Genomic DNA, 26,519 nt, shown 5'->3' with positions numbered 1-26,519 from the left:
TGTTTATTTAAAGGCGATCAGATCGCCCCGTTTACCAAACATCGCCTCTTCCCAATAGCGCTGTGGCACGTAGTAATGCAAACGCTCCAGAGCAGCATTCATCATGCCCGAGCTGATTGCATGCCCGACGCCAGGCTCAATATCCAACGTCACGTCTGCGCCAACGGCCTGTAACTGAGCCTCAGCCGCTTGCGCATATTCCGCAGCAATAACGCCGTCCGTCTCACCATGGATCAGGTGTACCACGCTGTCACCAAAATCGGCTTGCGGTAACTGGGCAAAACGGCCGCTGAAGGCCACTACCCGCCCGGCCAGTTTGGCTTCGGCTTTCAACCCTTCCAGAGCCATAATCGAACCCTGCGAAAAACCAACCAGCGCGGTGCCCGCGTAGCTCACGCCGCTGTGTTGCTGCCAGTAACGCACGGTTTCAACAAAGGTTGGCATCACTTCGGCAATACGCTGCGCGCGGTTGTCTTCGGTGATCCCCTGAACCGAGAACCATTGACGACCCTCACCGTTACCAAAAGCGAATGGGCCACCAATGCTCACCACCAAGGCCTGTGGGAAATCTTTGGCGAAGTAACTGCCGATCTCCCCCATCGCCACCGGGTTATCCCCCACGCCATGAAACAGCAATATCAGTTGCTCTGCCGGTGTTGCGGGGCTTTGGACAACAAAATGCGAGTGTTTCATAGTGGACTCCTCAGGTTAGATACATCCGGGACTGACCCGGCAACTGCCCCTTACTATACGCCGTGGAGAAATCAGGAAAATCGGGTTTTATTGAACAACTCTTTCCATTTATTGCAACGACTGCGCCCACTCCTGCCAGTAACGGCAATGTTGCGCATTAAGTTGTTGCAACGCCTGCCCAGCCTCTTGTCGCCAAAGCCGCAGCAAGGCTTTTTGGCCACTCAGGCCATATTGGACAGCGCACTGGGCCATGGTTTGTTGTTGCTGCAAATGCGCGCGCAATGCCGCACAGGGCAGTGAGCTGGTCAACAGCAGACGTTGTAGCGCCCCCAGGCTGGCCTCCAAGGGCCGATGGGCAAAGGCAAAACCGGCCAGCTCGCGCCAATCTTCTTCATTTAATAGCGGATCGGTATCATCGTCGAGCTCTAGCAACAGATCGCTACGTTGCCGCAACCAGCGCCAATCCCGTGCCAGATGCTTATGCGCCGCATGGCAAAGCGCCTTCCCTTGCTCGCTGATGGCCAGCAACGCCATGGCGCTATAACAGCCGCTGCTGGCGTCCGGTTTGTTGCCAATCCTCACCAGGGTGAAACCACAAGATTGCCAGAACCGCCACAGCGGCTCGGTATAGCCGAAGCTGACGGAAAGAAAATCCAGCCCCTGCGAGACACGTTTTTGCTGTTCCACTAACCGGCTGGCGATCCCTTGCTGGCGTAACTCCGGCAACACGGCGATACGGGTAATGCGACGGGAACGCAGAGTGGGTGCCCACCATTGGCCGCTATGTGCCGCCAAAGATTGAGCGACCAGATTGCCACGTGGCCTTCTGCGCCCCGCCCACACCTCATGGGCCAGTTCAACCGATAAGCCGCCCTCATCCACCAGCCACAGTGCCCCGACCACCTCATCCTCCAGCGATGCCGCACTGAAGTGCATCCCGGGCGCATCCATCAGGCGGCGTAAATCCAGCGGAGAAGTTCGATAGTGTGCGCTACAGAGCAACGCATAGAAACGCCGTAACCGTTGAGGATCGGCACACAGTTCTGCCTGCTCAATAGCACCAAAAGTGGGTGACTGCCCGGCCACTGCCCATACTGGTTCCTCGTTGAACAGCAAGGCATGATCGATAATCCGCTCCAGGGCATCGCCCGCTGCCCAACGCATCGGTTGCTGCAAGCTTAGCGGCTGCCACTGTGGCAAGGTGGCGCAGAACTTCAGTAAAAAACCGCGCCCCGTTCCTTCATATCCCTGCACCGTAGTTGTCAGCAATACGCGTGGGAAATAGTCCATTAACTGTTGCAGTAAAGGTCCTGGGATCGCTGCGGCCTCATCCACCAGCAGCCAGCCAACACCCTCTGCACCATGTTCAGCACAATGCTGTAGCAAAGCATCCGTTGCCCAAAACTGGGCCCGTCCTGCGGCCCACTCGCTGGCAACGTCGGTTGCAGCTCGGCTCGGGCCGGTGATCCAACAGGTTAAGGTGCTGCTGGCCATCAACATACCTGCTACCGTCGATTTCCCCCGGCCACGCGCAGCGGTTAATACCCAGATCCCAGACTCGGCCGCCAACAAGCGGGCCAAAATGGCCTGCTGTTCCTCACTCGGATTACCCTGAGGAGCCAGCCACACTGGCCGTGATGGCAAGGGAGCCAGGCACAAGGGTTCACCTTGCCGCCAGATAGACACTTCGCTATCGGCCAGCAATTGTTGTTGCAGATGGTGGATAAAATGGGGCGTAGCGATCGGCTGTGGGCAATCGCTCCAGCGCAGGCTGTCACTATCTGGCTGCTGCGGCCAGCTTTGCCAAGGTGGCACCAGCAACAGTAACCAGCTACCGGCTTGTAATGTCCCGCATAGCTGGGCCAGCGCTTCAACGTCCAGCCCTACTGACGCATCAAACACCGCATGCAACCGCTCTTGCCCCAGCAAGGTTCTGACCGCGTGACTCGCCAACGCATCGATTCCTGCGGGCGCGTCATTACCGACCCAAGGCCAGTCACCCGGCAGCTGTACCGCCAGTTGCTGCGCCTGATCCCGGCACCATTGCGATTCGCCGCTGATCACCAATAGCCGCCGAATACCCTGCTGCTGCATGCGTTGTTGCATTTTTTGTAACATGAATATTGAGGCCTGAAAGCAGAGTGCCGGGCTCTAGGCACCGGCACTGAGTAATATCAACGGGAGGCGAAGGTGTTGCAGGTGTTAGGGTCGCCGCTATCGAACCCTTGCTTGAACCAGGTATAACGCTGCTGCGAGGTGCCATGCGTAAAGCTGTCCGGCACCACTCGCCCCTGGCTTTGCTGCTGCAAACGGTCGTCACCAATCGCCTGTGCGGCATTCAGCGCAGCTTGCAGATCGCCCGCTTCCAGCATCTGCTGTTTCTCGGCGTAATGGCCCCAAACGCCAGCGAAACAGTCGGCCTGAAGCTCCATTTTCACCGACAGGCGATTAACCTCTGCCTGGCTAGCGCCTTGCTGCATCTGGCGAACCTTGCGCTCAATCCCCAGTAGATTCTGCACGTGGTGGCCCACTTCATGCGCAACCACATAGGCCTGAGCAAAATCACCGCCCGCACCCAGCTTGGTTTTCATATCCTGGTAAAACGAGAGATCGATATAGACCGTATCGTCCGCCGGGCAATAGAATGGCCCCATTACCGATTGACCGGTGCCGCAGCCGGTTCGCGTCGCGCCCCGGTACATCACCAGCTTGGGATCCTGATAGTTTTTCCCCATCTGCTTGAAGATCCCCTGCCAGTTATCTTCGGTAGAGGCCAGCACCACCGAGGTAAACTTGGCCAGTTGATCGTCTTGCGGACTGATGCTGGCGCTTTGCTGTTGAGACTGTGGGGAGACATCTCCGCCATTCAGCAGCGGAGTCAGGTCTACCCCGTAGTAACCGGCAACCAGCACCACTACCAGAATGATCAGGCCACCTTTGCCGCCGATAGGTATCCGGGGACCACCACCGCCGCCCAGACCGGAAGATTGCCCACGGCGATCCTCGACATTGTCACTTTCTCGACGCCCTTGCCAACGCATAAATAAACTCCAGAGATGATTTTTAATAATCGTAGGAAACTTGCCCTGGTTACTATTATAAGGCGTTCGTGGCGGATGGAATGCAGTAATTTTCTGGAAAGTGGTGAATGAGGGATGAGAGGCTCGGTTCGATGCTTTGCCCCTTACTCTGCACTCTCCTACCGGGAAAGGGCTAGAGTGAGGGGCATTATTTAACGATTAGTCCAGCTTCACGCCGATACGGCGGGCGACTTCTTCGTAGGCTTCAATCAGGCCACCCAGGCTCTGGCGGAAGCGGTCCTTGTCCATCTTGGCCAGGGTATTCTTGTCCCACAGGCGGCTACCGTCCGGGGAGAATTCATCGCCCAGCACCACTTCGCCGTTGAACAGGCCGAACTCCAGCTTGAAATCTACCAGGATCAGGCCAGCATCGTCAAACAGCTTGCTCAGCACGTCGTTAGCCATGTAGCTAAGCTCGCGCATACGCGCCAGATGCTCTTTGCTCACCCAACCGAAGGTTTCGCAATAGGATTCGTTCACCATTGGGTCGTGCATCGCGTCGTTCTTCAGGAACAGATCAAACAGCGGTGGGTTCAATGGCAAGCCTTCTTCGATACCCAAGCGCTTGACCAAAGAGCCCGCAGCGCGGTTACGGATCACACACTCAACCGGTACCATCTCCAGCTTTTTCACCAGCACTTCGTTATCAGACAGCAGGCGTTCCATCTGCGTTGGGATACCAGCCTCTTCCAGCTTGCTCATAATGAAATGGTTGAACTTGTTGTTCACCATCCCTTTGCGATCGAACTGCTCAATGCGCTGACCATCCAGTGCTGACGTATCGTTACGGAATTCCAACACCAGCAGATCCGGGTTTTCGGTGGTGTAGACGGTTTTTGCCTTGCCGCGATACAGTTCAGCTAGCTTTTGCATCTTAACTTACTCCAATGAGATGGTACCTTCCGGCTGCCAGACAGCCTACTGGGCACAAAATTGACCTGATAAGTTCTTTGGTTTGCTGATAACTATTGTGCCAAATCTGTGACGCAAACGATACCGTATCAGCAAAACAAAAAGGGGCCGTAGCCCCTAGATGTATTTATTTAACGCTGGTTTTACTGAAAGCCGTCTGGAGCACCGCTACCAGCGCATCGTTCTGCGACTGGGTCAACGGCTTACCTTTGGAATCGATAAATTGCAAACTGGTACGGTTATTCAAATCACCGACCTGCAGTTTGTAATCACCCTCTTTCAGTTCAGGATCTTTCGCGCCCAACGCATCCCAATCACTGCTGCTCAGGGACTTGTAGGTTACGGCGACGCTACCCTGCGGACGGCTGCGGTCACCCACTTTCATCCCCAGTTTTTCCAGTGCCGGTGGCAAACGATCCCACACTACCGTGTACGGCGCACGTACGATCAGCGTCGGCAAACCGGTGTCATCCGCGCCGCTCTGCACGTCCAATACGCCAATACGGTTGGCTGACTGGCTGCTCGACAGGTTGTCCTGCTTGTCCAGGCCTTCAACGATGGTGTTCATCATCATACCGTTGTAGCGCTGAACTTCAGAAGGATCGGTAACCTTGTCGGTTTGCCCCTGCTGACGCAGTTCAAGGGTTTTCACCACCAACGCTTGCTGGTAACCCTGTTTCTGTACCGTGATCTGGTAGCGGCCTTCGTACTGGTTGTCTTCATCCAGACGGTTCCACTTCACCCAGTCGGTGGTCAGCGTTTGGCTGGCATCCGTACGTGAGGCGATCGGAATGTTTTTGCTCTGCAACAGGCTGGCTACGCGCGACCACAGGTTATCGTTCTGCGGGCTGCTTTCCAGCAGCAGCGTGCCGCTGTCACCCGCATATTGACCACGGGAACCGCTCAACAGCGCCAGCGGTTGTACCGGTGGCCGGATATCCAGTTGCTTGCCAACAGCGCCTTTCTGCGCGTTTGCCGGAACTTCATAATTACCGGTTTGTACCGGCAGGATCAGGCCGGACGGCGCACTCAGCGGTTTGAGCGGTGCGGCGTCAAGATAGGCCTCATCGCCGCTAACCTGGCGTTTGTAGCGCTGATCGGTAGAACAAGCCGCCAGCGTCATCACCAGCGCTAATCCCACGACCGTTGCTAGCGTCGACTTTTGCAATGAATAAGCCATCAAATCTCCCTAAGAGTTACAGCAAACCGGCGCTTTTCAACGCACGCTCCACGACAGGACGGGCAGCGTCGGTCAACGGCGTCATAGGCAGACGCATCGTATCGGTTGCCATCAATCCCAATGCCTTACAGGCCCATTTCACCGGAATTGGGTTTGCTTCTACGAACAAATCCTGATGCAAAGGCATCAAGCGCTGATTCAAACGGCGGGCTTCGGCAAAATTGCCTTGCGCCGCCAGGCGGCAAAGTTCGACCATTTCACGCGCTGCCACGTTGGCCGTCACGGAAATCACCCCTTTGCCACCCAGTTGCATGAAGTCCAGACCGCTGGCGTCGTCGCCGCTCAGCAAAATGAAGTCTTCATCATCAACCAGCACTTGGATCTGACTAACACGACTTAAGTTCCCTGTTGCCTCTTTAACGGCAACAATATTCTTAATTTTGGCCAAACGAGCGATCGTTGGCGGCAGCATGTCACAACCGGTGCGTGAAGGCACGTTATAGAGGATCTGCGGCAGATCGGTGCTTTCGGCAATGGCTTTGAAATGCTGGTACAGGCCTTCCTGGGTCGGTCTGTTGTAGTAAGGCGTGACCGACAGGCAGCCCACGACACCGGTATTGCTGAAACGCTGCGTCAGTGAGATAGCCTCGCTGGTAGCGTTGGCACCGGTGCCGGCAATCACCGGAATACGGCCTGCGGCCAGTTCCAGCGTCTGCAAGACCACGTCCACATGTTCGTCATGGGGCAGCGTGGCGGACTCGCCGGTAGTTCCTACGGAAACGATCGCCGCAGTCCCACTGGCTACATGATAATCAATCAGTTTTTTTAGGCTCGCACGATCGACAGCACCTTTGGTGTCCATCGGCGTAACCAGTGCAACAATACTTCCCGTAAACATTGGCCGTCCCCTTCACAAACAAGTTACCCATGGTACTTTTGTCACCTATCCAAAAGCAAGCAAACAACGTGTCTAAGCGCTTGGCAGGCGGTTTTTTTTGTGTTTACCATGGTAACCCCATTCAGTACGACAGGAAGCTGCATTTTGCCTAAGCCTGATGAACACTATCTGGTGATCACCGCACTGGGCGCCGATCGCCCCGGTATCGTCAACGCCATCACCCGCCACGTCAGTAGCTGCGGGTGCAATATCGAAGATAGCCGTCTGGCCATGCTGGGTGAAGAATTCACCTTCATCATGCTGCTTTCAGGTAGCTGGAACGCGATTACCCTGATCGAATCCACTTTGCCGCAAAAAGGCGCCGAGCTGGATTTACTGATCGTGATGAAACGCACAAACTCGCAAGAAAGACCGCCAATGCCAGCTACAGTTTGGGTACAGGTTGAGGTAAAAGACTCCCCGCATATCATCGAGCGGTTTACCGGCCTGTTTGATTCGAGCCAGATGAACATTGCCGAGCTGGTGTCACGGACTCAGCCAGCAAAAGGTGAGCAGCCCTCGCAGCTCTATATTCAGATCACCGCCCACAGTTCCGGTGGCCAGGATGCAACAAATATTGAACAAGCCTTTTATCGCCTATGTACAGAATTGAATGCGCAAGGCAGTATTAGCGTGGTGAACTATCCACAGCATGATGAGAGAGATGGAGAGTAGTTATGAGCCCATTGAAAGCCGGTGATACAGCGCCGAAATTTAGTTTACTCGACCAGGATGGCGAGGAAATTAATTTGGCCGACTTCCAGGGACAACGAGTACTGGTTTACTTTTATCCCAAAGCCATGACGCCAGGTTGCACCGTGCAAGCCTGTGGGTTACGGGATAACATGGATGAATTGAAAAAGGCGGGCGTCGAAGTGCTGGGCATCAGCACCGATAAACCCGAAAAGCTCTCGCGTTTTGTTGAGAAAGAACTGCTCAATTTCACGCTGCTATCCGACGAAGATCATCAGGTAGCTCAGCAGTTTGGCGTTTGGGGCGAGAAAACCTTCATGGGCAAAACCTATGACGGTATTCACCGTATCAGTTTCCTGATCGGCACCGACGGCAAGGTTGAAAAAGTGTTCGATGATTTCAAGACCACCAATCACCACGAAATCGTTCTGAACTACCTGCAGCAGTAAAGGGTAAAGCGCAGCAGCATCGGTTGCTGCGCTTTATTTTTCTCACTTCACCTCATCACCCACATCCACCAGCATGTCATCCGGCCAGGCGTGGATCACGGCTTTCACCAGCGTCGCCAACGGGATGGCGAAGAATACGCCCCAGAACCCCCACAGACCGCCGAAGATAATCACCGAGAGAATGATCACCAGCGGATGCAGGTTAACCGCCTCGGAGAACAGGATCGGCACCAGCAGGTTGCCATCCAACCCTTGCACCACCAGATAAGCGATAATCAGCGTCCAGAAGTCGGCACCAATGCCCCACTGGAACATGGCCACCACCACCACCGGGATCGTCACCAGCACCGCGCCGATGTATGGGATCAGCACCGAGAGGCCGACCAACACCGCCAAGAGCAGGGAATAACGCATATCCAGGATGAAGAACACCAGATAGGTCGCCACCCCGACGATCACCATCTCCAACACCTTGCCGCGAATATAGTTGGTGATCTGCTGGTTCATCTCGATCCATACCTGCCCTGCCAACCCACGGTTGCGCGGCAGCACGCGGCGTACCGCATTGATCATCTGCTCTTTGTCCTTCAGCAGGAAGAACGCCATCAAAGGGACCAGGATCAGATAGATGGCCAGAGTCAGCAGCCCAACCAGTGAGGCCAGCGAGAATTTCACCACCGATTCTCCCATGCCCGACAGGCGTTCACGCAGGTTCTGCGCCATCATATCAATGATGCCCGCATCCACCAGCGCCGGGTAGCGTGTCGGCAAGGTCGCCGCATAGTTGTAGAACTGATTGAGCATGCCCGGTAAATCGGTCATCAGGTTGATGCCCTGCTGCCAGGCGGTTGGCGCGACCACGAAGACCAACAGCATGGCAATACCGCCAAACACGATCAGCATGATACTTGCCGCCCAGGTACGCGAGCATCCCAGGCGCTGAAGGCGCGCGGTAGGCCATTCCAGCAGGTAAGCAAGCACCAACGCAACCAGCAAGGGGGTCAAGATACCGTGCAAAAAATAAAGGATGCAGAACCCGGCAACCAGGATCACCAGCAACGCAATAGCCTGCGGATCGGTGAAACGACGTCGGTACCACTGTAATAACAACTCCAACATCAGAGATTGCTCCTTATGCCATCAATGGGGGGGTGAGGCTCGCTAATCCCTGTGCAGCCGAGCGGGTATGACATGATTTTTAAATAATTTTAGCCCGGTTATCACCGCGCAGGCGTTTCAATGTGGGTTGTGGCTGGCTATGATGTGATAGCGTTTTTGCCGCTTAAGCGCACAACCCCTGAAAATGTATTTTTGTGAGCCAACGCACTTTCGCGATGATTGTACTGGAGAGTCTGGCATGGAAGAAGAACTCTTATCTGATGCTGGCGTCTTAGTTGATGACTTTATTGAGGGAATGACCTGACTATGACCATCCGGTTGACTAAAACAGCGCTAACAGTCCTGCTGCTCGGCTCGCTTTGCACCTCTGCGTTGGCTCCGGTTAACGCCCAAACGCAAGACCAACTGCCGGATATGGGGACTTCCGCAGGGGGGACGTTGAGCATCGGCCAGGAACTGACCATGGGCGATTTTTACGTGCGGCAGCTACGCGCTAGCGCCCCGTTGATCAACGATCCGCTATTGACCCAGTATATCAACCAGTTGGGTAACCGGCTGGTCGCCAGCGCCTATTCGGTACGCACCCCGTTCCACTTCTTTCTAGTCCGTAACGACGAGATCAACGCCTTTGCCTTCTTCGGCGGCAACGTGGTGCTGCACTCGGCCCTGTTCCGTGAAACCGACAACGAGAGCCAACTGGCCTCGGTCCTGGCGCACGAAATCTCACACGTGACCCAGCGCCACCTGGCCCGCGCAATGGAAGACCAGCAACGCAACGCGCCACTGACCTGGGTGGGCGCACTGGGCTCTATCCTGCTGGCGATGGCCAACCCAACCATGGGTATGGCGGCGCTGAGCGGTACGCTGGCGGGAACGCAGCAGGGGATGATCAGCTTTACCCAAGCAAATGAACAAGAGGCCGACCGTATCGGTATTCAGGTATTGCAGCGCGCCGGGTTCGATCCCGAAGCGATGCCAGACTTCTTGCAAAGGCTGGCCGATCAGTCCCGCTATGCCTCAAAACCCCCGGAAATGCTGCTGACGCACCCGTTGCCAGACAGCCGGCTTTCGGACGCCCGCAACCGCGCCAACCAAATGCCACGCCATCTGGTGCAATCCAGCCAGGACTATCTGCTAGCGCGGGTACGTACGCTGGGCATGTACAGCTCGGAAGGCTATGGTCTGAGCCAAGACCTGCTGGACACTTACAGCAAAGGCAACATTCGCGAGCAAATAGCCGCCAAATATGGCCGGGCGATCCTGTTCTATGAAGCCAAGAAATACGACGAAGCGCGCAATCTTATTCAGCCGCTGCTGGCAAAAGAACCGAAAAACGTCTGGATGCTGGATCTGCTGACCGACATCGATCTGGGTCAGAATAAGGCCGCTCAGGCCATTGCTCGCCTTGAGGCGGTCAACGCGGCGCAAAGCAATAACCCGGTGTTGCTGCTCAACCTGGCGAACGCCTACGTTGAGGGCAATCAACCCGCTCAAGCGTCAAAAATTCTCAACCGTTATACCTTTGCCCATCCGGACGATCCGAACGGCTGGGATCTGTTGGCTCAGGCCAGTGCCGCCCAGGGCCTACGTGATGAAGAACTCTCCGCTCGGGCAGAAAGCATGGCGCTGGCTGGCCGTCTGGATCAGGCGATAGGCTTGCTCAGTAACGCCAGCTCATTGCAAAAGCTGGGCAGCCTGAAACAGGCTCGCTATGACGCGCGGATTGACCAACTGCGTCAGTTGCAAAAAACCTTCAGCAAGTTCCAACGCACTTGATTTGAACAAGGAAAGAGAAAAGTTGAAAAACGTCACTATTTATCACAACCCACGCTGCTCAAAGAGCCGTGAGACATTGGCACTGCTGGAACAGCACGGTGTCGAACCGCAGGTGGTGCTGTATCTGGATACACCGCCTTCCGTCGCCGAGCTGAAAAAGCTGTTGCAAGAGCTCGGTTTCACTTCAGCCCGCGAATTGATGCGCAAGAAAGAAGATCTCTACAAGGAGCTGAAACTGGCGGATGAAACCCTGAGCGAAGAGCAACTGCTGCAAGCGATGGTGAGCAATCCGAAACTGATCGAACGCCCAATCGTGGTCAAAGGCGGCAAAGCCCGCATTGGCAGGCCACCGGAGCAGGTGCTGGAGATCTTGTGATCCCGTGACGGCAAGCCGGGCGTTATTCGCCCGGCGGCTTTATTTACAAAGGTTTATGCGCTGTTTCCCGGGCAGCGAGCAGCGCCCACAAGGTAATTAGCAGTGCCAGCACAACGTAAGCCGAAATGGCCAGCGTGCTGTTAAAAGAAGTGAATAACGAAGCAATGATCAACGGCGCAAAGCCACCACCCACGATCCCCGCCAGAGTATAAGCCAGCGAAGAACCAGCATAGCGCACCCTGGTCGGGAACTGTTCGGTGATGAAGGCCGCCTGCGGGCCGAACATCGCCGCATGGATCAGCAAGCCAATCACTACTGCGGTACAAATCAACACCGGTTGACTGCTATCGAGCAACACGAAGAAGGCAAAAGCCCAGACTATCCCCGCAAGTGCCCCGCCGATATACACTGGTCGGCGGCCTAAGCGATCGGATAAGGCGCCAAACATCGGTACGGTAATCGCGTTGCCGATCGCCCCCAACATGGTGGCAGTCAGGGCCAGTGGCCGTGGCAGGTTCAGCACCGTAGTCACGTAAGTCAGGGTAAACACCACCACCAAGGCGTACAACACGTCGGAGCCAATGCGCGAACCACCGGCGATCAGCAGCGAACGTGGGTGTTGGGTGAAAACCTCGCGGATCGGCGAATGGGTAACATCCTTCGACGCCTCCAATTTCAGGAACGCCGGTGTTTCCCCGACCCCACGGCGCAACCACAGGCCAAAGACCACCAGCACCAGGCTCAACAGGAACGGAATACGCCATCCCCACTGTTGGAAATCGTCTGCCGACATCGCCATGGTCACCAACGCGATCAGCCCGGTGCCAATTAGCGAACCGCAAGAGGGACCAACTTGCGCAAATGAGGCGTTACGCCCACGCTGATGTGGCTTACCGTGTTCCATCGAAAGCAGCACGGCTCCAGCCCATTCCCCACCCAGCGCAATGCCCTGGATAAAGCGCAGTGCCACCAGCAACAGCGGGCTCCAAATCCCCCAACTTGCATAGCCGGGCAGTAATCCCATCAGGGTGGTAGTCACGCCCATGATCACCAGCGTGGCAACCAGCACAAAACGCCGTCCCAGTACGTCACCAAGATGCCCAAAAACGATGCCGCCGATGGGCCGTGAAACATAGCCGACCGCATAAGTGGAAAACGCCAGAATGGTGCCGACCAACGGATCGAATGACGGGAAGAAAACATGGTTGAAAATCAACGCCGCCATGATGTTGTAAACGGTGAAATCATACCACTCCAGCGCGGTGCCTATCGAACTGGCTGCCGCCAACCTGCCGGTTTTAGGAGGATCGACGGCGTGATCTTTCACCGATAAGTCCACAATCGGCGTTTCAGAGGTGGACGTATTCATGATGCCAGCTCCTGTGAGGTCAGTTGCCAGCCAAGTGCGTAATGCACTTCCTCGCCAGCAGGGATTTTCAACGTGTGGCAAGCCAGCTCACTCAACCGCTGCCCCGCCTCTGCGCTACTGCTTTCGATCAATACCATCGGTAACAGCTGACGATTTTCCCGCGACTCTTGCGGAAGCGGTGAACTGAGCTCGGCGTTTGGCAACAGCAGGCTGCTGCGCACAAAACCCGGCTGTTCAGCCAACAAGGAACCCAGGTGCTTAACATCGTTTTTCAGAACATCCTGCTCACTCACTGCCAGCGTGATGATGCTCAGATGGCTACCACTGCCCTGGCCGGTGACGGCTTCAACCGTGCAGACCCGGCGCATGGGATCGCGCATCTTGCCCAGGCAGGCAACCGACCACGGCGTCTGTTGGGTAAAAGCGTTGCGATAGGCCTGGGAGGTAAAACTGGCCAGAGAGGCGGTTTTATACAGCCCGAGGTATTTGCGCCCACCCTGTAGCGCCTGATAGCGCGTACCGGATAGAAAACCGGGAACACGCACCCGCTCTTCCACGTGTTCACGGTCGTACCACTGATTGAAATCCGCCTCATCCTGCGCGGCGACATCCGTTGCAACAAACAGCATTCCGTTCGGGGAACCGATCATGGGTATTCTCCTGGTAGAGTCAGTAAGGCAAGGTGGCACCCTGCCGAAAAATCACGCGCCGGCAAGGCAACGTTCGATTGCCAGCGCCCAACCCAGCAGCGCCTGGTCATGCATGGGTAACCCGGCCACCATCAGGCCGACGGGGGCCTCACCTGGCCGCTGGCAGGGTAGTGATAACGCACAGCCGTCGAGGAAGTTGATGACGGAAGGATTACGCAGCGCGGCACCGTTGGCACGAAAGTAGGCTTCGTCGTCCTCTGCCAGTTCGGCAATGGTTGGTGCTATCAACGGCGCGGTTGGCATCAGCAAGGCGTCAAAACCCTGCACCTTGGCTGTCACCCGTTGTTGCCAACTGGCACGCAGCTGCCGTAGCTGCTGAAGATCGCTCTCGCCCAACGGCTGGCCACGGCGAATGCGTGACAGCACCCGGGGGTCATAACCCTCGGCATATTCGGCAATCAACGGCTGGTGCCAATGCCAAGACTCCAGTGCCGTAAAACCACCGGCACCATTGATCTCTGCCAATTCTGCGAATTCGCTGCAAGGGATAGCTTCAATCTGCGCACCGGCCTGGGCCAAACGTTTCAAGGTGCGCTCAAACGCCGCTGCAACCTCTTCGTCCAAGCTATCCAGCACTAACGTTTGCGGGACGGCAAAACGTGCACTCTCCAAGGATTGTGACTCAGGCCGTAGCGCTTGCTCGGCGATCGCCGCATCCAGTGCGATACAGCTGGCAACGTCATGAGCAATCACCCCAATAGAGTCCAGCGACGGCGACAACGGCAGCAGTCCACCGCTGGCCATTCGACGGGCGGTAGGCTTATAACCGGTCAAGCCACAGAAAGCGGCCGGAATACGTACCGATCCCCCGGTATCACTGCCAACAGCACCGCAGCACATACCGTCAGCTACCGCGACCGCCGCACCGGAAGACGATCCACCGGGGATACGGCGGGCGGCCCGATCCCAGGGATTTGCAGGGGTACCAAAATGCGGATTGAGTCCCAGCCCGGAGTAGGCGAACTCGGTCATGTTGGTTTTACCGATCACCACCGCTCCCGCCTGCAACAGACGCTCCACTGTCGCAGCGTGCTTCTTGGCCACCGCAGCATCAGCCAGCACCCAAGAACCGGCGGTAGTCACCTGCCCGCTCACGTCAAACAGGTCTTTGATCGAAACCGGCACGCCATCCAAAGGGGACAGCGGTTTGCCTACTGCACGACGTTGGTCAGCCGCCAGCGCCTGCTGTTGTGCCCAATCGGCATACACCTGAGTAAAAGTACGCTCCCCTTCCCCTTGCGGATCGGCGATCTGCGCCAAGGCACCGGCGATCAACTGCCTGGAAGTAAACTCTCCACTGGCCAACCCGGCTGCGGCCTGCACAAGCGTTAACTTAGCCATCACGCCACCACCGGCAGTTCGATACTGCGATAGCTATGGGCGATGGTGCGCCCCAACACCTCATCCACCAGTTCCATACGGAATTCGGCTGATGGTCGGATCCCCCCAATCGCCGCGACCGTGCCACAGGTCATTGCCAGCCCGTCACTCGGTAGCAGGGGAAGCGCCATGCCGCTTTCTGGCAGTTGCTGCCCACCAAGATAGCGTTCGAGCAAATCACCGGGAGTGCGCAGGCTGGCGAGAGTCCCCTGCTGATAAAGCTGAAACGCGCCATTTTCCTTAACCCATGAACGCAGGATCAAGGAGTCCCAGTGATCGCTCACTTCGTGTAACGGCCAGGCAGCACGCGCTACCGGTTTAACGCAGATCTGCTTGGACAGTGCTACGCTGTGTACTTCCAACTGACGATCGGTATGATCGGACGCTAATGAGACATACAGCTCGCCGCCATGGCTGAAAATGAGCGGTTCCGCTTCGCCGGAGGTCGCCTCGCCGATCACTTCGATGCAATCGCCTTGGCTAAGTTGATTAACCGCCACACGGTAAAACAGCGGGACGCTGCTGGGTTGAGGGACACCCAGTTCGGCAAGCTCCTGGATATGATGTTGAATTGCCTTATAATCACGACCGGTCCAGCCAGCGATGACCAGATGATCGATGTCAGCATCCAACGTCTTGGCACTACAGGTTTCTGGTAAAGTAAAGGTCAGCCTCATGGCAATTGTGTCCCTTTGGTTAAAATGGTGTGAAATTTCACTATATCTTCAGTTAACAACTAAGCGACTGTCATGTGACGTTTTTGTGTACCATGTCTAAAAATTTCTTCTTGCAGGAGTAGTATGTGAAGACCATTGACGCAGAAGATCGAGGGTTCCCGGTAGCAGAGGAAGCCGGTTTGTCGCTCAATGAAGTGGCTTACCGCCGCTTCAAGCAGGCATTGGTGACGTTAAGTTACAAACCGGGTGAATACCTCAATACCGCGCAGGTAATGGGTGAGCTGGATATGGGCAGAACGCCGATCAATCAGGCGATCCACCGTCTGGCGAATGAGGGCTTGCTGCAGGTGATCCCGCGCAAAGGGGTGATGGTCTCGCCGCTGTCGATAGACGATGCGTTAGAGTTGATTGATGTCCGGCTGGCCAATGAAATGCTGTGTATGCGCCTGGCCAGTGCCAAGATCACCCAGCCACAGGTTGCCGCGCTGAACGCGCTGAACCAGCAGATCGAAGCCGCTTGCTTGGATCGTGACCGGGTGAGGATGATGACGCTGGATCATCAGTTCCATCAGGAGCTAGCGCAGATTGCCGGGAATAACATGTTGACGGATATTCTGAGCGTACTGCACGCCAGAGCTCAACGTTTCTGGGCCAGCACGCTGTCGCGAGAAGGGCATATGCAGGAAGTTATCGATGAACACCGGGCGATTATCAGCGCGTTGGCCGCACAGGACAGCGACGCCGCCGCCAGCGCTGCACAGGCTCACATCCTGTCATTCCGCAGCGCGTTATTGCACGAAGGCTGAATAATCTAAAGCGTGGTGACGGGCTACAACCCCAGGATTTCCTTCACAAACGGAATGGTCAGCTTGCGCTGTGCCGTGATCGACGCGCGATCCAACTGATCGAGCGTCATAAACAGCGTGCGCATTTCACGATCCAGACGCTTGAGCAGGAAACGGCCCACGTCTTCCGGCAGCTCGAAACCACGCAGTTTGGCGCGCAACTGCAACGCCTGTAGTTTCTCTTCGTCCGACAGTGGCTGTAGCTTGTAGATCTGCCCCCAATCCAGGCGCGAGGCCAGATCCGGCAAATGCAGATTTAGCTGGCGCGGCGGACGATCGCCAGTGATAAACAGGCGGGTGCGGCCAGTTTCCAGAATGCGGTTATAGAGATTGAAAATCGCCATTTCCCATTCCTCATCACCGGCAATGCATTCGATGTTATCGATGCAGACCAACGCCAGCTGTTCCATGCCGTCCAGCACTTCGGGCACAAAATAGGCGCGCTTATCCAGGGGCACATAGCCTACCGCTTCGCCACGCTGCGAGAGTTCGGCACAGGCCGCATGCAGCAAATGGCTGCGTCCCCCGCCTTCGCGTGACCAGAAATAGATGTAGCTACCATGCTCCTGACGGACTGCGGATTGGATCGCGGCTAACAAGGATGGGTTCTCACCCGGATAAAAACTGGCAAAAGTTTCATCATCGGGTAGATAAAGTGGCAGTGAAAGCTGTGCCGGCGTATTCAGAAAAGCACCTCAACCAAAACTGGCAGGAAAACGCGAAGAGTCTACCACAGAAAGCAACCGCTGTTGAACCCGCCATGAGAACAACGCAATTTAGTTGCCAAATTTGTCTTATACGGCAAAGCTGTTCTAAGATAAATCGCACAAATTGAAGATGACCGAAAGGAGTTAGACCGTGAAAGCGTGGAATAAAGTGCTATTGGCCTCAATGGTAGGTTTACTGCTGGTGGGCTGCGATGATGCCAAGGTCGATTCCCATCTGGATAAGGCCAAAGACAGTGCCGAACAAATGAAAGATGCGGCGGAAAAGAAAGCGGATCAACTGACCGACGATGCCAAGGCTAAAGCGGAAGAGATCAAACAGGCCGCGGCGGCCCAGACAGAACAGTTGAAGGACCAGGCTTCCGCCATTAAAGATGACGCCGCCAAGCAGGCAGATGCCCTCACTGATGATGCCAAGGCCAAGGCCGCCGCGATCAAACAGGATGCAGACAAACAAAGCCAGCAGTTGATCGATCAAGCCAAAAACATCAAGGCCGATGCAATTAACGGAGCGAACGATCTGGCGCAACAGGCCAAGGCAAAAACCGAGCAGCTCAAGAACAGCATGGACAATAAGGCTCAACAAGCCGACGGTAAACCCGAACAACCGGCCCAGCCCGCCAATCAATAAACAGAGTTGCTCTGTATGGGCGCAGCATTTACTGCGCCCGCTTGGCTACCCGCCTAAGTTGTCTATCAGCGTGATGATGGATAATTTAAAGTCTTTTGGGACACGCCGACTTAGTCAGCAGAATATGCATTTGCGAAAGCAGAGCAAAACGGGGGCTTCCAGTATCAAGATCGTACTTTGCATGTAGCGCAGGGGGGAATGCTCAGGACGTACGTCGCCAGTCAGAATACTTCCGAGTAACCGACACTAAACCCGCTCGGATTTTTCATCTTATATGCCCCCCGCATTGGGCAATGAGTTTGCGGCGGATTATACTAAATCGGGATAAGACTTTACATGCGCTGGGAATAATCCTATCCTTATGGGTGGCATTCATTACTCAGAGGATTGAGATGGTTGGTTACTATTTGATAGATAAAAAGATAGTTTACAATATTGATCACGGGGAAGTTTTCAACCTTAATGAGCCAGAAGTAAAAGTAAAGCTTTCTAACCCTGCGGCTAAATGTTTACAAAAACTCATTGATGCCGAACATCAAATTGTCTCTCCAGATGAGCTTATCGATGATATTTGGGGACAGAAAGGCGTTATTGTAGGCACTAATACTCTATATCAGCACATCTATATCCTGAGAAAACACCTTTGCTCACTAGGGTTAGATAAAAATATTATTAAAACAACTCCGCGCTCCGGGTTCAATATCCCGCAAGAATTTACTATTGAGCCCTTTCAGGATGAAGTTGAATACGTAAAACAAGAAGATCATCAAGAACAACAGCAACAGGTGGAAGAACAACCGGTATTAATAATCAATGAGTTACCAAAGAAAAAAACCGGTTTTATAAAAAAACGCAGCATCTATTTTATGGCGATGGTTTTCATCCTCATTATTGGCTCATCAATTTATATTTACAACGCCAAAGAACCTTTAGAGGTCGATTACACATTAATAGGGAAGTATCAACATTGTGATATTTATGGAGAAGATGGGAAACTCACTCTCTCATATATCAAATCAAGAATTGACACTCACAACATACAGTGCAATAACGTAGAGAGCCAGTCTTTGTATTATTTTGTAAATACCGAAATAAAAAGAGAATCAATTTTCTTATGTGATAATCGCATTGATGGTAATGCTAGAAGTAATTGTAAATCATATCATTGGACTGGCTATGAAAACTAAATTCATTATTCCATTAGTAATTTTGACCAGTGCTATTTTGGCCGCTGCGTATTACTTATTTTATTTGGAAAACAAAACAGAAACTATCTCTTGCGAAACTAAACTTTATTACAAATTTTACAAACCCAACCCCGAAGTAGTCGCCAACTACAATATAATTATAAATTTAAAAGGCGACAGCGATAAAGATGATGGAAGAGGTAAGTTCTCAATAACTGCAAACTTTAATGATGGGAAGAACACTTACTTTATCAGACGTGATATCATCGTCAGCTACCAAGTTGACGATAATGGTTTGTATTTTTTTAAAACCCTCTATATCAATAAATATGCCAGAGACACCATCCCTGAAAATATCGAAAAACGCATTGTGCCAGATGTTTTTTCTAAAATAAACAGTTTGTCAGGCTACACCATACGCCCGGCAGGTAAGCAAGGGTACTTTATCTATGAAACCGATATTCCGGTTTTTTACTGTAATCGGTTATAACCAGGCAACCGTTGGCAGAAGTACTTGCCTGTTGCCCAATTATCCGTGCCTATAGCCTGCAGCAAGCAGGCTATAGTGGACCTAGAAGCACTCAAGAAACATCGCCTGGCCATGAAGCCAATATTCCCACCGTTAAGGTGAATAATATTGGCACAATCATCAGCAGGCCCGCTCTATCAGCAAGCTAATAGAGCTTTGCCGATTATTTTTGGTCCAGTCGCTCTTCTGGCACATCGATCACTTCTTCTTCCTTGCGGTATAGGCTAATCAATTTGAACAGCAGGCTTAGACCGATACCGACGATGGTCGCCAATGCCATACCTTTCAGCTCCGCTGCACCGATATGCACTTTCGCGCCGCTAACGCCGATAATCAGGATCACCGAGGTCAGGATCAGGTTCTGCGCCTTGTTGTAATCCACCTTGGACTCGATCAATACGCGGATACCCGAAGCGCCAATCACGCCATACAGCAACAGGGAAACACCGCCCATTACCGGCACCGGTACCACCTGGATCGCCGCCGCCAGCTTGCCTACGCAAGAAAGCAGAATGGCCAGAATTGCTGCTCCACCGATCACCCAGGTGCTGTAAACCTTGGTAATGGCCATGACACCGATGTTCTCACCATAGGTGGTGTTAGGCGTAGAGCCGAAGAAGCCGGAGATCACGGTGGAAATCCCGTTGGCAAACATTGAGCGGTGGAGGCCAGGATCGCGCAGCAGATCTTTTTTAACGATGTTTGCCGTGACTACCAGGTGACCAACGTGCTCAGCAATTACCACCAATGCCGCAGGCAGAATGGTGAAGATGGCAAACCACTCAAAGCGCGGCGTATAGAAGGTCGGCAAGGCAAACCAGTGTGCGTCACGGATTGGCGTCAGATCCACCACGCCCATAAAGAACGACAGCGCATAGCCTACCAACACACCAATCAGGATCGGGATAATCGCCAGGAAACCGCGGAAAAGCACCGAGCCTAATACGGTAACACCCAGCGTCACCAGTGAAATAGTGATGGTCGTGCTGTCTGCGGAGGTGCCTTCCGCCGGTAACAGCCCGGCCATGTTGGCCGCCACGCCCGCCAGCTCCAAACCGATGACGGCAACGATTGCGCCCATCGCCGCAGGCGGAAACATCACATCCAACCAGCCGGTTCCGGCCTTCTTGACGATCAGCGCGACCAGGCAGAACAGCACGCCGCACATGATAAAGCCACCCAGTGCAACCTCATACCCCAGCGGCAACAGCAGCAACACCGGTGAAATAAACGCAAAGCTGGAGCCCAGATAGGCCGGTATCTTGCCCTTACAGATAAACAGATATAGCAATGTCCCCACGCCGTTAAACAGCAGTACCGTCGCCGGGTTGATCTTGAACAGGATCGGCACCAGCACGGTGGCCCCGAACATGGCAAACAAATGCTGGAAGCTGAGTGGGATGGTCTGGAACAGCGGCGGGCGTTCACTAACGCCGATGGCGCGACGGGTCATGGGGTGTTTTTCCTCTGAGTTAATATCAGTTGTGTTGGCTTGGTGATCAATGCTCAATGGATTGTCAGGGTTGGCAATCCAAAGGGCATTAAAAAGCCGACTCTCAGGTCGGCTTATTTATTATTTGGTACCAAATATCTTATCGCCTGCATCACCCAGGCCAGGCACGATGTACCCTTTGTCATTCAGACATTGATCGATCGAAGCGGTATACAACTCAACATCTGGATGCGCTTTCTCCAGCGCGGCGATCCCTTCAGGAGCGGCGACCAGCACCAGCACCTTAATGCTGCTACAACCGGCTTTCTTCAGGAGGTCGATAGTGGCGATCATCGAACCACCGGTAGCCAGCATTGGGTCAACCACCAGCGCCATGCGCTCGTCAATGTTGGAAACCAGTTTCTGGAAATAAGGGACCGGCTCCAGGGTTTCTTCATCACGATAAACCCCAACCACGCTGATACGAGCGCTCGGTACGTGCTCCAGCACCCCTTCCATCATGCCCAGACCGGCACGCAGGATTGGCACTACGGTAATCTTTTTCCCTTTAATCTGCTCAACTTCAACCGGCCCACACCAACCTTCGATGGTAACTTTCTCTGTCACCAGATCGGCGGTCGCTTCATAGGTCAGCAAACTACCCACTTCAGAAGCCAGCTCACGAAAGCGTTTGGTGCTGATATCGTGTTCGCGCATCAGACCAAGCTTGTGCTTAACCAGCGGGTGTTTCACCTCAACGATCTTCATCATTTTTCTCCTATTAAGGTGGTTGACGGCCAAAAAAATCGCCGGATTATACCGCCTTTTGCTTCCGACGCCACTACCAATAGCCGGATCGAGATCAACAAAAGCGTGATCAACAGTATAGAAGACGAAAAGTTCGAGCGGGCTCACATGGTTCTCGCAAACGTTTGCTTGCGCTGTTAGAATTGCCGCGCCTGGTTCCGGCACCACCGCCGGAAGCACCGTTCTCAAACCGCAAACCGTCGTGGGGATCGCGCAGTGACCGACAAAACCTCTCTCAGCTATAAAGACGCAGGTGTCGATATCGATGCTGGCAACGCATTGGTAGACCGCATCAAAGGTGTAGTGAAACAGACCCGCCGCCCGGAAGTGATGGGTGGACTGGGCGGTTTTGGCGCCCTGTGCGCGTTGCCGCAAAAATACCGCGAGCCGATACTGGTTTCCGGCACCGACGGCGTGGGTACCAAGCTGCGTCTGGCGATGGATTTAAAACGCCACGACACCATCGGTATCGATCTGGTGGCGATGTGTGTTAACGATCTGGTGGTTCAGGGCGCTGAACCCTTGTTCTTCCTCGATTACTTCGCTACCGGCAAGCTGGATGTGGATACCGCCGCCAGCGTGATCACCGGGATTGCCGAAGGGTGTAAACAGTCCGGCTGTGCGTTAGTGGGTGGCGAGACCGCCGAAATGCCCGGCATGTACCACGGTGAAGACTATGACGTCGCTGGTTTCTGCGTGGGCGTGGTTGAGAAATCCGAAATCATCGACGGCAGCAAAGTACAGTCCGGCGATGCGCTGATCGCTCTGGGCGCTTCAGGCCCGCACTCCAACGGTTATTCGCTGGTGCGCAAGATCCTCGAAGTGAGCAAGACCGACCCCACCACCACTGACCTGGCAGGCAAACCGCTGGCAGATCATCTGCTCGAGCCGACCAGGATTTACGTCAAATCGGTACTGGAATTGATCGAGAAAGTGGAAGTGCACGCGATTGCTCACCTGACCGGTGGCGGCTTCTGGGAAAATATCCCACGTGTGTTGCCAGAAGGGATGCAGGCGGTGATCGACGAGTCGAGCTGGCAGTGGCCTGCCGTGTTTAGTTGGTTGCAGCAGGCAGGCAACGTGAGCCGTCATGAAATGTACCGTACCTTTAACTGCGGTGTCGGTATGGTGATTGCGCTGCCACAGGAGTCGGTAGAAAAAGCCATCGCAATATTGACCGCCGCGGGTGAAAAAGCCTGGCAGATTGGTAAACTGACCGCTTCTTCTGACGAACAACAAGTGGTCATCCAGTGATGAAAAAGATTGTGGTGTTGGTCTCCGGCCAGGGGAGTAATCTCCAAGCACTGATCGATGCCTGCCAACAGGGCCGGATTGCCGCCACTATCGTGGCGGTATTCAGCAATAACGCGCAGGCTTATGGCCTGCAGCGTGCCGAAGAGGCTGGCATTGCCGCTCAAGCGCTGGATGCCAAAGCCTTTGCCGATCGCGAAGCCTTTGACGCCGCGTTGGCGCAGGCTATCGACCAATACCAACCCGATCTGGTGGTGCTGGCCGGTTATATGCGCATTCTCAGCAACGCCTTTGTGCAGCACTATGCCGGGCGCATGCTGAATATCCACCCTTCCCTGCTGCCGAAATACCCTGGGTTGCATACCCATCGTCAGGCTATCGACAACGGCGACGCCGAACATGGCACTTCGGTGCATTTCGTCACGGAGCAGCTCGACGGTGGCCCGGTGATCCTGCAAGCCAAGGTACCGATCTTCCCCGGTGACGAGGAAGATGAGATCATTGAGCGGGTGCAGACCCAGGAACACACCATATATCCTCTGGTGGTGAGCTGGTTTATCGAAGGGCGGCTGGCAATGCGCGATAACGCCGCCTGGCTGGACGATGAACGCCTGCCAGCGCAAGGTTATGCCGCCGACTGATCCGCAATTTAACCGCAATCTAAACGGTGCCTTTCACGGCGCCGTTTTTTTTCGCCTTGAATCTGCTCCTGGGGTTATACTTTTGCCAGATTACTGATACCTAGGAGAATGTATGTCGAGTACCACCAACGTCAGGCTGCGCCCGCTGGAGCGGGAAGATCTGGCGTTTGTTCACCAGATGGATAACAACGCCAGCGTCATGCGCTACTGGTTCGAAGAACCTTATGAAGCCTTTGTCGAGCTCTCCGATCTGTACGATAAACACATTCACGATCAGAGCGAACGGCGTTTTATCATCGAGCATGAAGGGGCCAAGGTCGGGCTGGTTGAACTGGTAGAGATCGACCATATCCACCGCCGCGCCGAATTCCAGATCATCATCGATCCGGCGCATCAGGGCAAAGGCTACGCCAGCACCGCCGCCAAACTGGCGATGGACTACGGCTTCTCGGTACTTAACCTGTATAAGCTGTATTTGATCGTCGATAAAGAAAACCCGAAGGCGATCCATATTTACAGCAAGCTGGGCTTTGAGGTCGAAGGCGAATTGATTGACGAATTCTTCGTTAGCGGTGCATACCGCACCGTGCTGCGCATGTGCATCTTCCAGCCGCAGTATTTAGCGAAGTTCAAGACGGCCCAGTCTGGTGATAAGCCATTGATCAAATAACAGCCAATCGGGGAGATATTATTCTCCCCGAAAGATGCAGAATTACTTCGCGCCCAGATAATCCCATTTCCCCACTTCCACACCCTGATTACGCAGGATGTTATAGGCGGTGGTCAGGTGGAAATAAAAGTTGGGGATGGCGAAAGTCAGCAGGAAATCTTGCGCGGTGAAGTGGAAGTCACGCGTTTTGCTTTTAATCTCAATATTGCGGTCATCGGCCTCGGCAAAATCTGCCGCCTGGAAGCCCTGCACATAGGCGATGGTTTTTTCGATACGCTGGTACAGTTCGGCAAAGCTGGCTTCGTTATCCGGCATGGACGGTACTTCCTGCCCGGCTAATCTGGCCACTGCGCCTTTGGCAGCATCGCTGGCAATTTGTACTTGCCGCAGCAGTGGAAACATATCTGGCGCCAGTCGAGCTTCTAACAGCACGCTTTCAGCCTGCTGCTTCTGCTGCAAGAACTGCTCACCTTTTTTCAGTAACGCCGACAGGATCTGCAAACCACGGACAAACTGTAATGGGGAATGGGCATAAATCGATAAAGACATACAACCTCCAGATGTGAGTGACCAGCCATCTTACGCCGGTTGCCGGAGTAATGTCGTTCAGTTGTTTGACAGAGTGTGTCCGCACCCCCATATTCATGCAAAAAATCTATTTAACATTAAAAATCATATAAATAGTCAATTTTTGTGACCCTTTGAGAATATCCTTGGTTGGCCAAGCGAGTGGTGAATTAGCTCGCATTATTAGGTATCATCACTCGCTACTACGGATAGCCCTGCAGGAACCGTCACGCTGGCTGCCGCCTGGCATCCCGCACTTTCGCGGCGAATGGACTTCTAACGGCCTGAAAAACATGCGTAATTACAACTTATTATGGTGTATATGGGGATTATGGACACTGTCCATCGTTCTCTGGCTGACAGGGATCAGCTTCACCGGTATCTACTTAAAACGCGCGCTGCTGGCCGCCTTGGTCCTGGCACTGTTGGCTACGCTGGCGTTTATCTACAAAATAACAAGGATGGATCAAATGCTGTCATTCAATAAGAAAAATAAAGCCGTTAATGAGGAAAAAGCGCAGGAGCTGATCGATCAGCCCGTGCCTCAGCCGGCTGCTCACTCTGAGCCAAACGCCCTGCCTGAAGTTGCCGACGCCATCAAGCCAATCCGTGCCAAGAAGGACACCTTTATCTCCAATGGTGCGCTGTTCACCGGTGTGATCGAAGGCGATGGCAATATCATTGTCGAAGGCCGGGTTGAGGGAAACATCATTTGCAGCCACATGGTGCGCATTGAAACCAGCGGCCATGTCAAAGGCGAGATCCGCGCCCAGCAAATCATGATCAATGGCCCCGTTGAAGGCCGTTGCTTCGCCGACTCGCTGTCAATCCAGCCGAAGGGCAGCATGCGCGGTGATATTTTCGCCGACGAAATCTCCATCGAGAAAGGCGGCCTGTTTATTGGCCAATCGCAGTTGATGCAAAAAACGCCTCCACAGGCCCAGCCCGCTCAGGCAAAAGTGACCGCACTGAAAAAGGTTGAACCTGAACAACAGGAACAACCGACCCCGCAGTCGAGCAAGCATGCCAATTAAGCTCCTCGCCCGTCAGCCATAGCGGCCAGTAATGTAATCCTCTGTACGGCGTTGGCGTGGCGAAGTGAAAATCGCGTCGGTATCGTTATATTCCACCAGCGTCCCCTGGTGGATAAACGCCGTATAGTCGGAAACCCGCGCGGCCTGCTGCATGTTGTGGGTCACCAGCACCACGCTGTAGCGCTGTTTCAGCACCGAAATCAATTCCTCGATGGTTAAGGTGGAAATCGGATCCAGCGCAGAGGTCGGTTCATCGAGCAGCAACACTTCCGGTTCAACCGCGATCGCCCGTGCAATCACCAACCGCTGTTGTTGGCCGCTGGATAGGCGGAACGCATTTTCCCGTAACCGATCTTTCACCTCATGCCACAGCGCGGCGGCACGTAAGGATCGCTCCACGGCTTCATCCAGAATGCGCCTGTCACGGACGCCCTGTAAGCGCAGGCCGTAAACCACATTTTCGTAGATCGATTTCGGGAACGGGTTTGGCCGCTGAAATACCATGCCCACGCGCCGCCGCAAAGCGGCAACGTCAATCTGCGGGCCGGAAATGGTTTCGCCATTAAGTTGCAGTTCGCCGTCAATCCGGCAGCGATCCACCAGATCGTTCATGCGATTAAAGCAGCGCAACAGCGTCGACTTGCCGCAGCCAGAAGGACCGATCAGCGCCGTCACCCGGTGTTTGGGAATACGCAGCGAAATATTGTGCAGCACCTGCTTGTCACCATAAAACAAATCCAGGCCGTTGACCGCCAGCGCGGTATGCTCATCGGCAAGATGCTGGACGTCCAACCGAGGTAGGCTGCCCGGCGTTATCAGACTCATTTGGCACTCCCCAAAAGATTTAAC

At 54.3% G+C, this 26,519-nt stretch carries 28 protein-coding genes and 1 pseudogene; 13 read left to right on the top strand and 16 right to left on the bottom strand.

Annotated elements, in window-relative coordinates; translation table 11 throughout:
* Positions 1–3 precede the first annotated feature (3 nt).
* The 6 genes from ypfH to dapA all read right to left on the bottom strand — a co-directional run bounded on the left by ypfH (position 4) and on the right by dapA (position 6,763).
* Positions 4–693: an esterase gene (gene ypfH, locus IMQ33_RS19040; RefSeq protein ID WP_065686527.1), complete on the bottom strand. Its 690-nt coding sequence runs from the start codon at positions 691–693 to the stop codon at positions 4–6.
* 108 nt (positions 694–801) lie between these two features.
* Positions 802–2,811 (bottom strand): tRNA(Met) cytidine acetyltransferase TmcA, encoded by a 2,010-nt coding sequence (locus IMQ33_RS19035; RefSeq protein WP_196062102.1) that lies wholly within the window; start codon positions 2,809–2,811, stop codon positions 802–804.
* Positions 2,812–2,867: 56 nt separating this feature from the next.
* Positions 2,868–3,734 carry a neutral zinc metallopeptidase gene (locus IMQ33_RS19030; RefSeq protein ID WP_024527070.1) on the bottom strand — a complete coding sequence of 289 codons (867 nt, stop codon included), beginning with the start codon at positions 3,732–3,734 and terminating at the stop codon, positions 2,868–2,870.
* A 198-nt stretch (positions 3,735–3,932) separates the two neighbouring features.
* Positions 3,933–4,646, bottom strand: a complete 714-nt coding sequence (gene purC / locus IMQ33_RS19025) for a phosphoribosylaminoimidazolesuccinocarboxamide synthase (protein ID WP_021178747.1) — start codon at positions 4,644–4,646, stop codon at positions 3,933–3,935.
* Between the two features lie 166 nt (positions 4,647–4,812).
* A complete protein-coding gene (gene bamC / locus IMQ33_RS19020; RefSeq protein ID WP_065686529.1) occupies positions 4,813–5,865 on the bottom strand; it encodes an outer membrane protein assembly factor BamC in 1,053 nt (350 codons plus the stop codon).
* 16 nt (positions 5,866–5,881) lie between these two features.
* Entirely contained in the window at positions 5,882–6,763 is an 882-nt protein-coding gene (gene dapA / locus IMQ33_RS19015; RefSeq protein ID WP_021807111.1) for a 4-hydroxy-tetrahydrodipicolinate synthase, read from the bottom strand.
* Between the two features lie 108 nt (positions 6,764–6,871).
* Between dapA and IMQ33_RS19010 the strand changes: the two genes are divergently transcribed.
* Both IMQ33_RS19010 and bcp read left to right on the top strand, forming a co-directional pair.
* Positions 6,872–7,477: a glycine cleavage system transcriptional repressor gene (locus IMQ33_RS19010; protein WP_071784392.1), complete on the top strand. Its 606-nt coding sequence runs from the start codon at positions 6,872–6,874 to the stop codon at positions 7,475–7,477.
* 2 nt (positions 7,478–7,479) lie between these two features.
* Positions 7,480–7,944 carry a thioredoxin-dependent thiol peroxidase gene (gene bcp, locus IMQ33_RS19005; RefSeq protein ID WP_021178751.1) on the top strand — a complete coding sequence of 155 codons (465 nt, stop codon included), beginning with the start codon at positions 7,480–7,482 and terminating at the stop codon, positions 7,942–7,944.
* A 42-nt stretch (positions 7,945–7,986) separates the two neighbouring features.
* Here the strand turns inward: bcp and IMQ33_RS19000 are convergent, their stop codons facing one another.
* Positions 7,987–9,063: an AI-2E family transporter gene (locus tag IMQ33_RS19000; RefSeq protein WP_065686530.1), complete on the bottom strand. Its 1,077-nt coding sequence runs from the start codon at positions 9,061–9,063 to the stop codon at positions 7,987–7,989.
* Between the two features lie 306 nt (positions 9,064–9,369).
* On the opposite strand from IMQ33_RS19000, the gene IMQ33_RS18995 reads away from it, so the two are divergent.
* Entirely contained in the window at positions 9,370–10,839 is a 1,470-nt protein-coding gene (locus tag IMQ33_RS18995; protein WP_196062103.1) for a M48 family metallopeptidase, read from the top strand.
* Positions 10,840–10,861: 22 nt separating this feature from the next.
* Positions 10,862–11,215 (top strand): arsenate reductase (glutaredoxin), encoded by a 354-nt coding sequence (gene arsC / locus IMQ33_RS18990; protein WP_065686532.1) that lies wholly within the window; start codon positions 10,862–10,864, stop codon positions 11,213–11,215.
* 43 nt (positions 11,216–11,258) lie between these two features.
* On the opposite strand, the gene IMQ33_RS18985 is transcribed toward arsC, so the two are convergent.
* Genes IMQ33_RS18985 through IMQ33_RS18970 form a run of 4 tightly spaced genes read right to left on the bottom strand, consistent with a single transcriptional unit; the run spans position 11,259 to position 15,351 of the window.
* Positions 11,259–12,584: an MFS transporter gene (locus IMQ33_RS18985; protein ID WP_196062104.1), complete on the bottom strand. Its 1,326-nt coding sequence runs from the start codon at positions 12,582–12,584 to the stop codon at positions 11,259–11,261.
* Positions 12,581–13,234, bottom strand: a complete 654-nt coding sequence (locus tag IMQ33_RS18980) for a DUF4286 family protein (protein ID WP_065686534.1) — start codon at positions 13,232–13,234, stop codon at positions 12,581–12,583. The genes IMQ33_RS18985 and IMQ33_RS18980 overlap by 4 nt, the downstream gene beginning before the upstream one ends.
* Before the next feature lie 51 nt (positions 13,235–13,285).
* Positions 13,286–14,635: an amidase gene (locus tag IMQ33_RS18975; protein ID WP_196062105.1), complete on the bottom strand. Its 1,350-nt coding sequence runs from the start codon at positions 14,633–14,635 to the stop codon at positions 13,286–13,288.
* Complete coding sequence (locus IMQ33_RS18970) at positions 14,635–15,351, bottom strand: DUF2848 domain-containing protein (RefSeq protein WP_065686536.1); 717 nt, start codon at positions 15,349–15,351, stop codon at positions 14,635–14,637. Before IMQ33_RS18970 ends, IMQ33_RS18975 begins: the two co-directional genes overlap by 1 nt.
* Before the next feature lie 125 nt (positions 15,352–15,476).
* Between IMQ33_RS18970 and IMQ33_RS18965 the strand changes: the two genes are divergently transcribed.
* Positions 15,477–16,157 carry a GntR family transcriptional regulator gene (locus IMQ33_RS18965; RefSeq protein ID WP_098930181.1) on the top strand — a complete coding sequence of 227 codons (681 nt, stop codon included), beginning with the start codon at positions 15,477–15,479 and terminating at the stop codon, positions 16,155–16,157.
* A gap of 23 nt (positions 16,158–16,180) precedes the next feature.
* On the opposite strand, the gene hda is transcribed toward IMQ33_RS18965, so the two are convergent.
* Positions 16,181–16,882, bottom strand: coding sequence for a DnaA inactivator Hda (gene hda, locus IMQ33_RS18960; protein WP_024484905.1), 702 nt, complete (start codon positions 16,880–16,882; stop codon positions 16,181–16,183).
* 172 nt (positions 16,883–17,054) lie between these two features.
* On the opposite strand from hda, the gene IMQ33_RS18955 reads away from it, so the two are divergent.
* The 4 genes and pseudogenes from IMQ33_RS18955 (at position 17,055) to IMQ33_RS18945 (ending at position 19,229) form a co-directional block, all read left to right on the top strand.
* Positions 17,055–17,552, top strand: coding sequence for an E3 ubiquitin--protein ligase (locus IMQ33_RS18955; RefSeq protein WP_065686538.1), 498 nt, complete (start codon positions 17,055–17,057; stop codon positions 17,550–17,552).
* Positions 17,553–17,577: 25 nt separating this feature from the next.
* A pseudogene (locus tag IMQ33_RS26240) lies at positions 17,578–17,746 on the top strand (IS200/IS605 family transposase); the annotation flags it as partial.
* A 198-nt stretch (positions 17,747–17,944) separates the two neighbouring features.
* Positions 17,945–18,739 (top strand): winged helix-turn-helix domain-containing protein, encoded by a 795-nt coding sequence (locus IMQ33_RS18950; RefSeq protein ID WP_196062106.1) that lies wholly within the window; start codon positions 17,945–17,947, stop codon positions 18,737–18,739.
* A complete protein-coding gene (locus IMQ33_RS18945) occupies positions 18,729–19,229 on the top strand; it encodes a hypothetical protein (protein WP_098930173.1) in 501 nt (166 codons plus the stop codon). The genes IMQ33_RS18950 and IMQ33_RS18945 overlap by 11 nt, the downstream gene beginning before the upstream one ends.
* 202 nt (positions 19,230–19,431) lie before the next feature.
* On the opposite strand, the gene uraA is transcribed toward IMQ33_RS18945, so the two are convergent.
* The gene (uraA, locus tag IMQ33_RS18940) at positions 19,432–20,721 is read right to left on the bottom strand and encodes a uracil permease (RefSeq protein WP_065686548.1); all 1,290 of its coding nucleotides are present in this window, start codon (positions 20,719–20,721) and stop codon (positions 19,432–19,434) included.
* Positions 20,722–20,841: 120 nt separating this feature from the next.
* A complete protein-coding gene (gene upp, locus IMQ33_RS18935) occupies positions 20,842–21,468 on the bottom strand; it encodes a uracil phosphoribosyltransferase (protein ID WP_024484908.1) in 627 nt (208 codons plus the stop codon).
* Between the two features lie 255 nt (positions 21,469–21,723).
* Here upp and purM point away from each other — a divergent pair, with 255 nt between their 5' ends.
* From purM to speG, 3 genes are all read left to right on the top strand, one after another.
* Positions 21,724–22,761, top strand: coding sequence for a phosphoribosylformylglycinamidine cyclo-ligase (gene purM / locus IMQ33_RS18930; RefSeq protein ID WP_024527056.1), 1,038 nt, complete (start codon positions 21,724–21,726; stop codon positions 22,759–22,761).
* Positions 22,761–23,399 (top strand): phosphoribosylglycinamide formyltransferase, encoded by a 639-nt coding sequence (gene purN / locus IMQ33_RS18925; protein ID WP_065686549.1) that lies wholly within the window; start codon positions 22,761–22,763, stop codon positions 23,397–23,399. Before purM ends, purN begins: the two co-directional genes overlap by 1 nt.
* A gap of 112 nt (positions 23,400–23,511) precedes the next feature.
* A complete protein-coding gene (gene speG, locus IMQ33_RS18920) occupies positions 23,512–24,069 on the top strand; it encodes a spermidine N1-acetyltransferase (RefSeq protein ID WP_098930169.1) in 558 nt (185 codons plus the stop codon).
* 42 nt (positions 24,070–24,111) lie between these two features.
* Here speG and IMQ33_RS18915 read toward each other — a convergent pair whose 3' ends face one another.
* A complete protein-coding gene (locus IMQ33_RS18915; RefSeq protein ID WP_024527053.1) occupies positions 24,112–24,618 on the bottom strand; it encodes a DUF1993 family protein in 507 nt (168 codons plus the stop codon).
* 311 nt (positions 24,619–24,929) lie between these two features.
* Here IMQ33_RS18915 and IMQ33_RS18910 point away from each other — a divergent pair, with 311 nt between their 5' ends.
* On the top strand, positions 24,930–25,670 hold the full coding sequence (locus IMQ33_RS18910; protein ID WP_230326735.1) for a polymer-forming cytoskeletal protein: 741 nt from the start codon (positions 24,930–24,932) through the stop codon (positions 25,668–25,670).
* A 12-nt stretch (positions 25,671–25,682) separates the two neighbouring features.
* On the opposite strand, the gene pstB is transcribed toward IMQ33_RS18910, so the two are convergent.
* Positions 25,683–26,495 carry a phosphate ABC transporter ATP-binding protein PstB gene (gene pstB, locus IMQ33_RS18905; protein ID WP_065686551.1) on the bottom strand — a complete coding sequence of 271 codons (813 nt, stop codon included), beginning with the start codon at positions 26,493–26,495 and terminating at the stop codon, positions 25,683–25,685.
* Positions 26,496–26,519: the final 24 nt, after the last annotated feature.

Origin of the sequence: Serratia sp. Res13-Sevr-LER1-36-b (assembly GCF_015673035.1) — a bacterium.
In the GTDB taxonomy this organism is placed as follows: domain Bacteria; phylum Pseudomonadota; class Gammaproteobacteria; order Enterobacterales; family Enterobacteriaceae; genus Chania; species Chania fonticola_C.
This window is presented reverse-complemented; position numbering and strand designations above follow the sequence as displayed.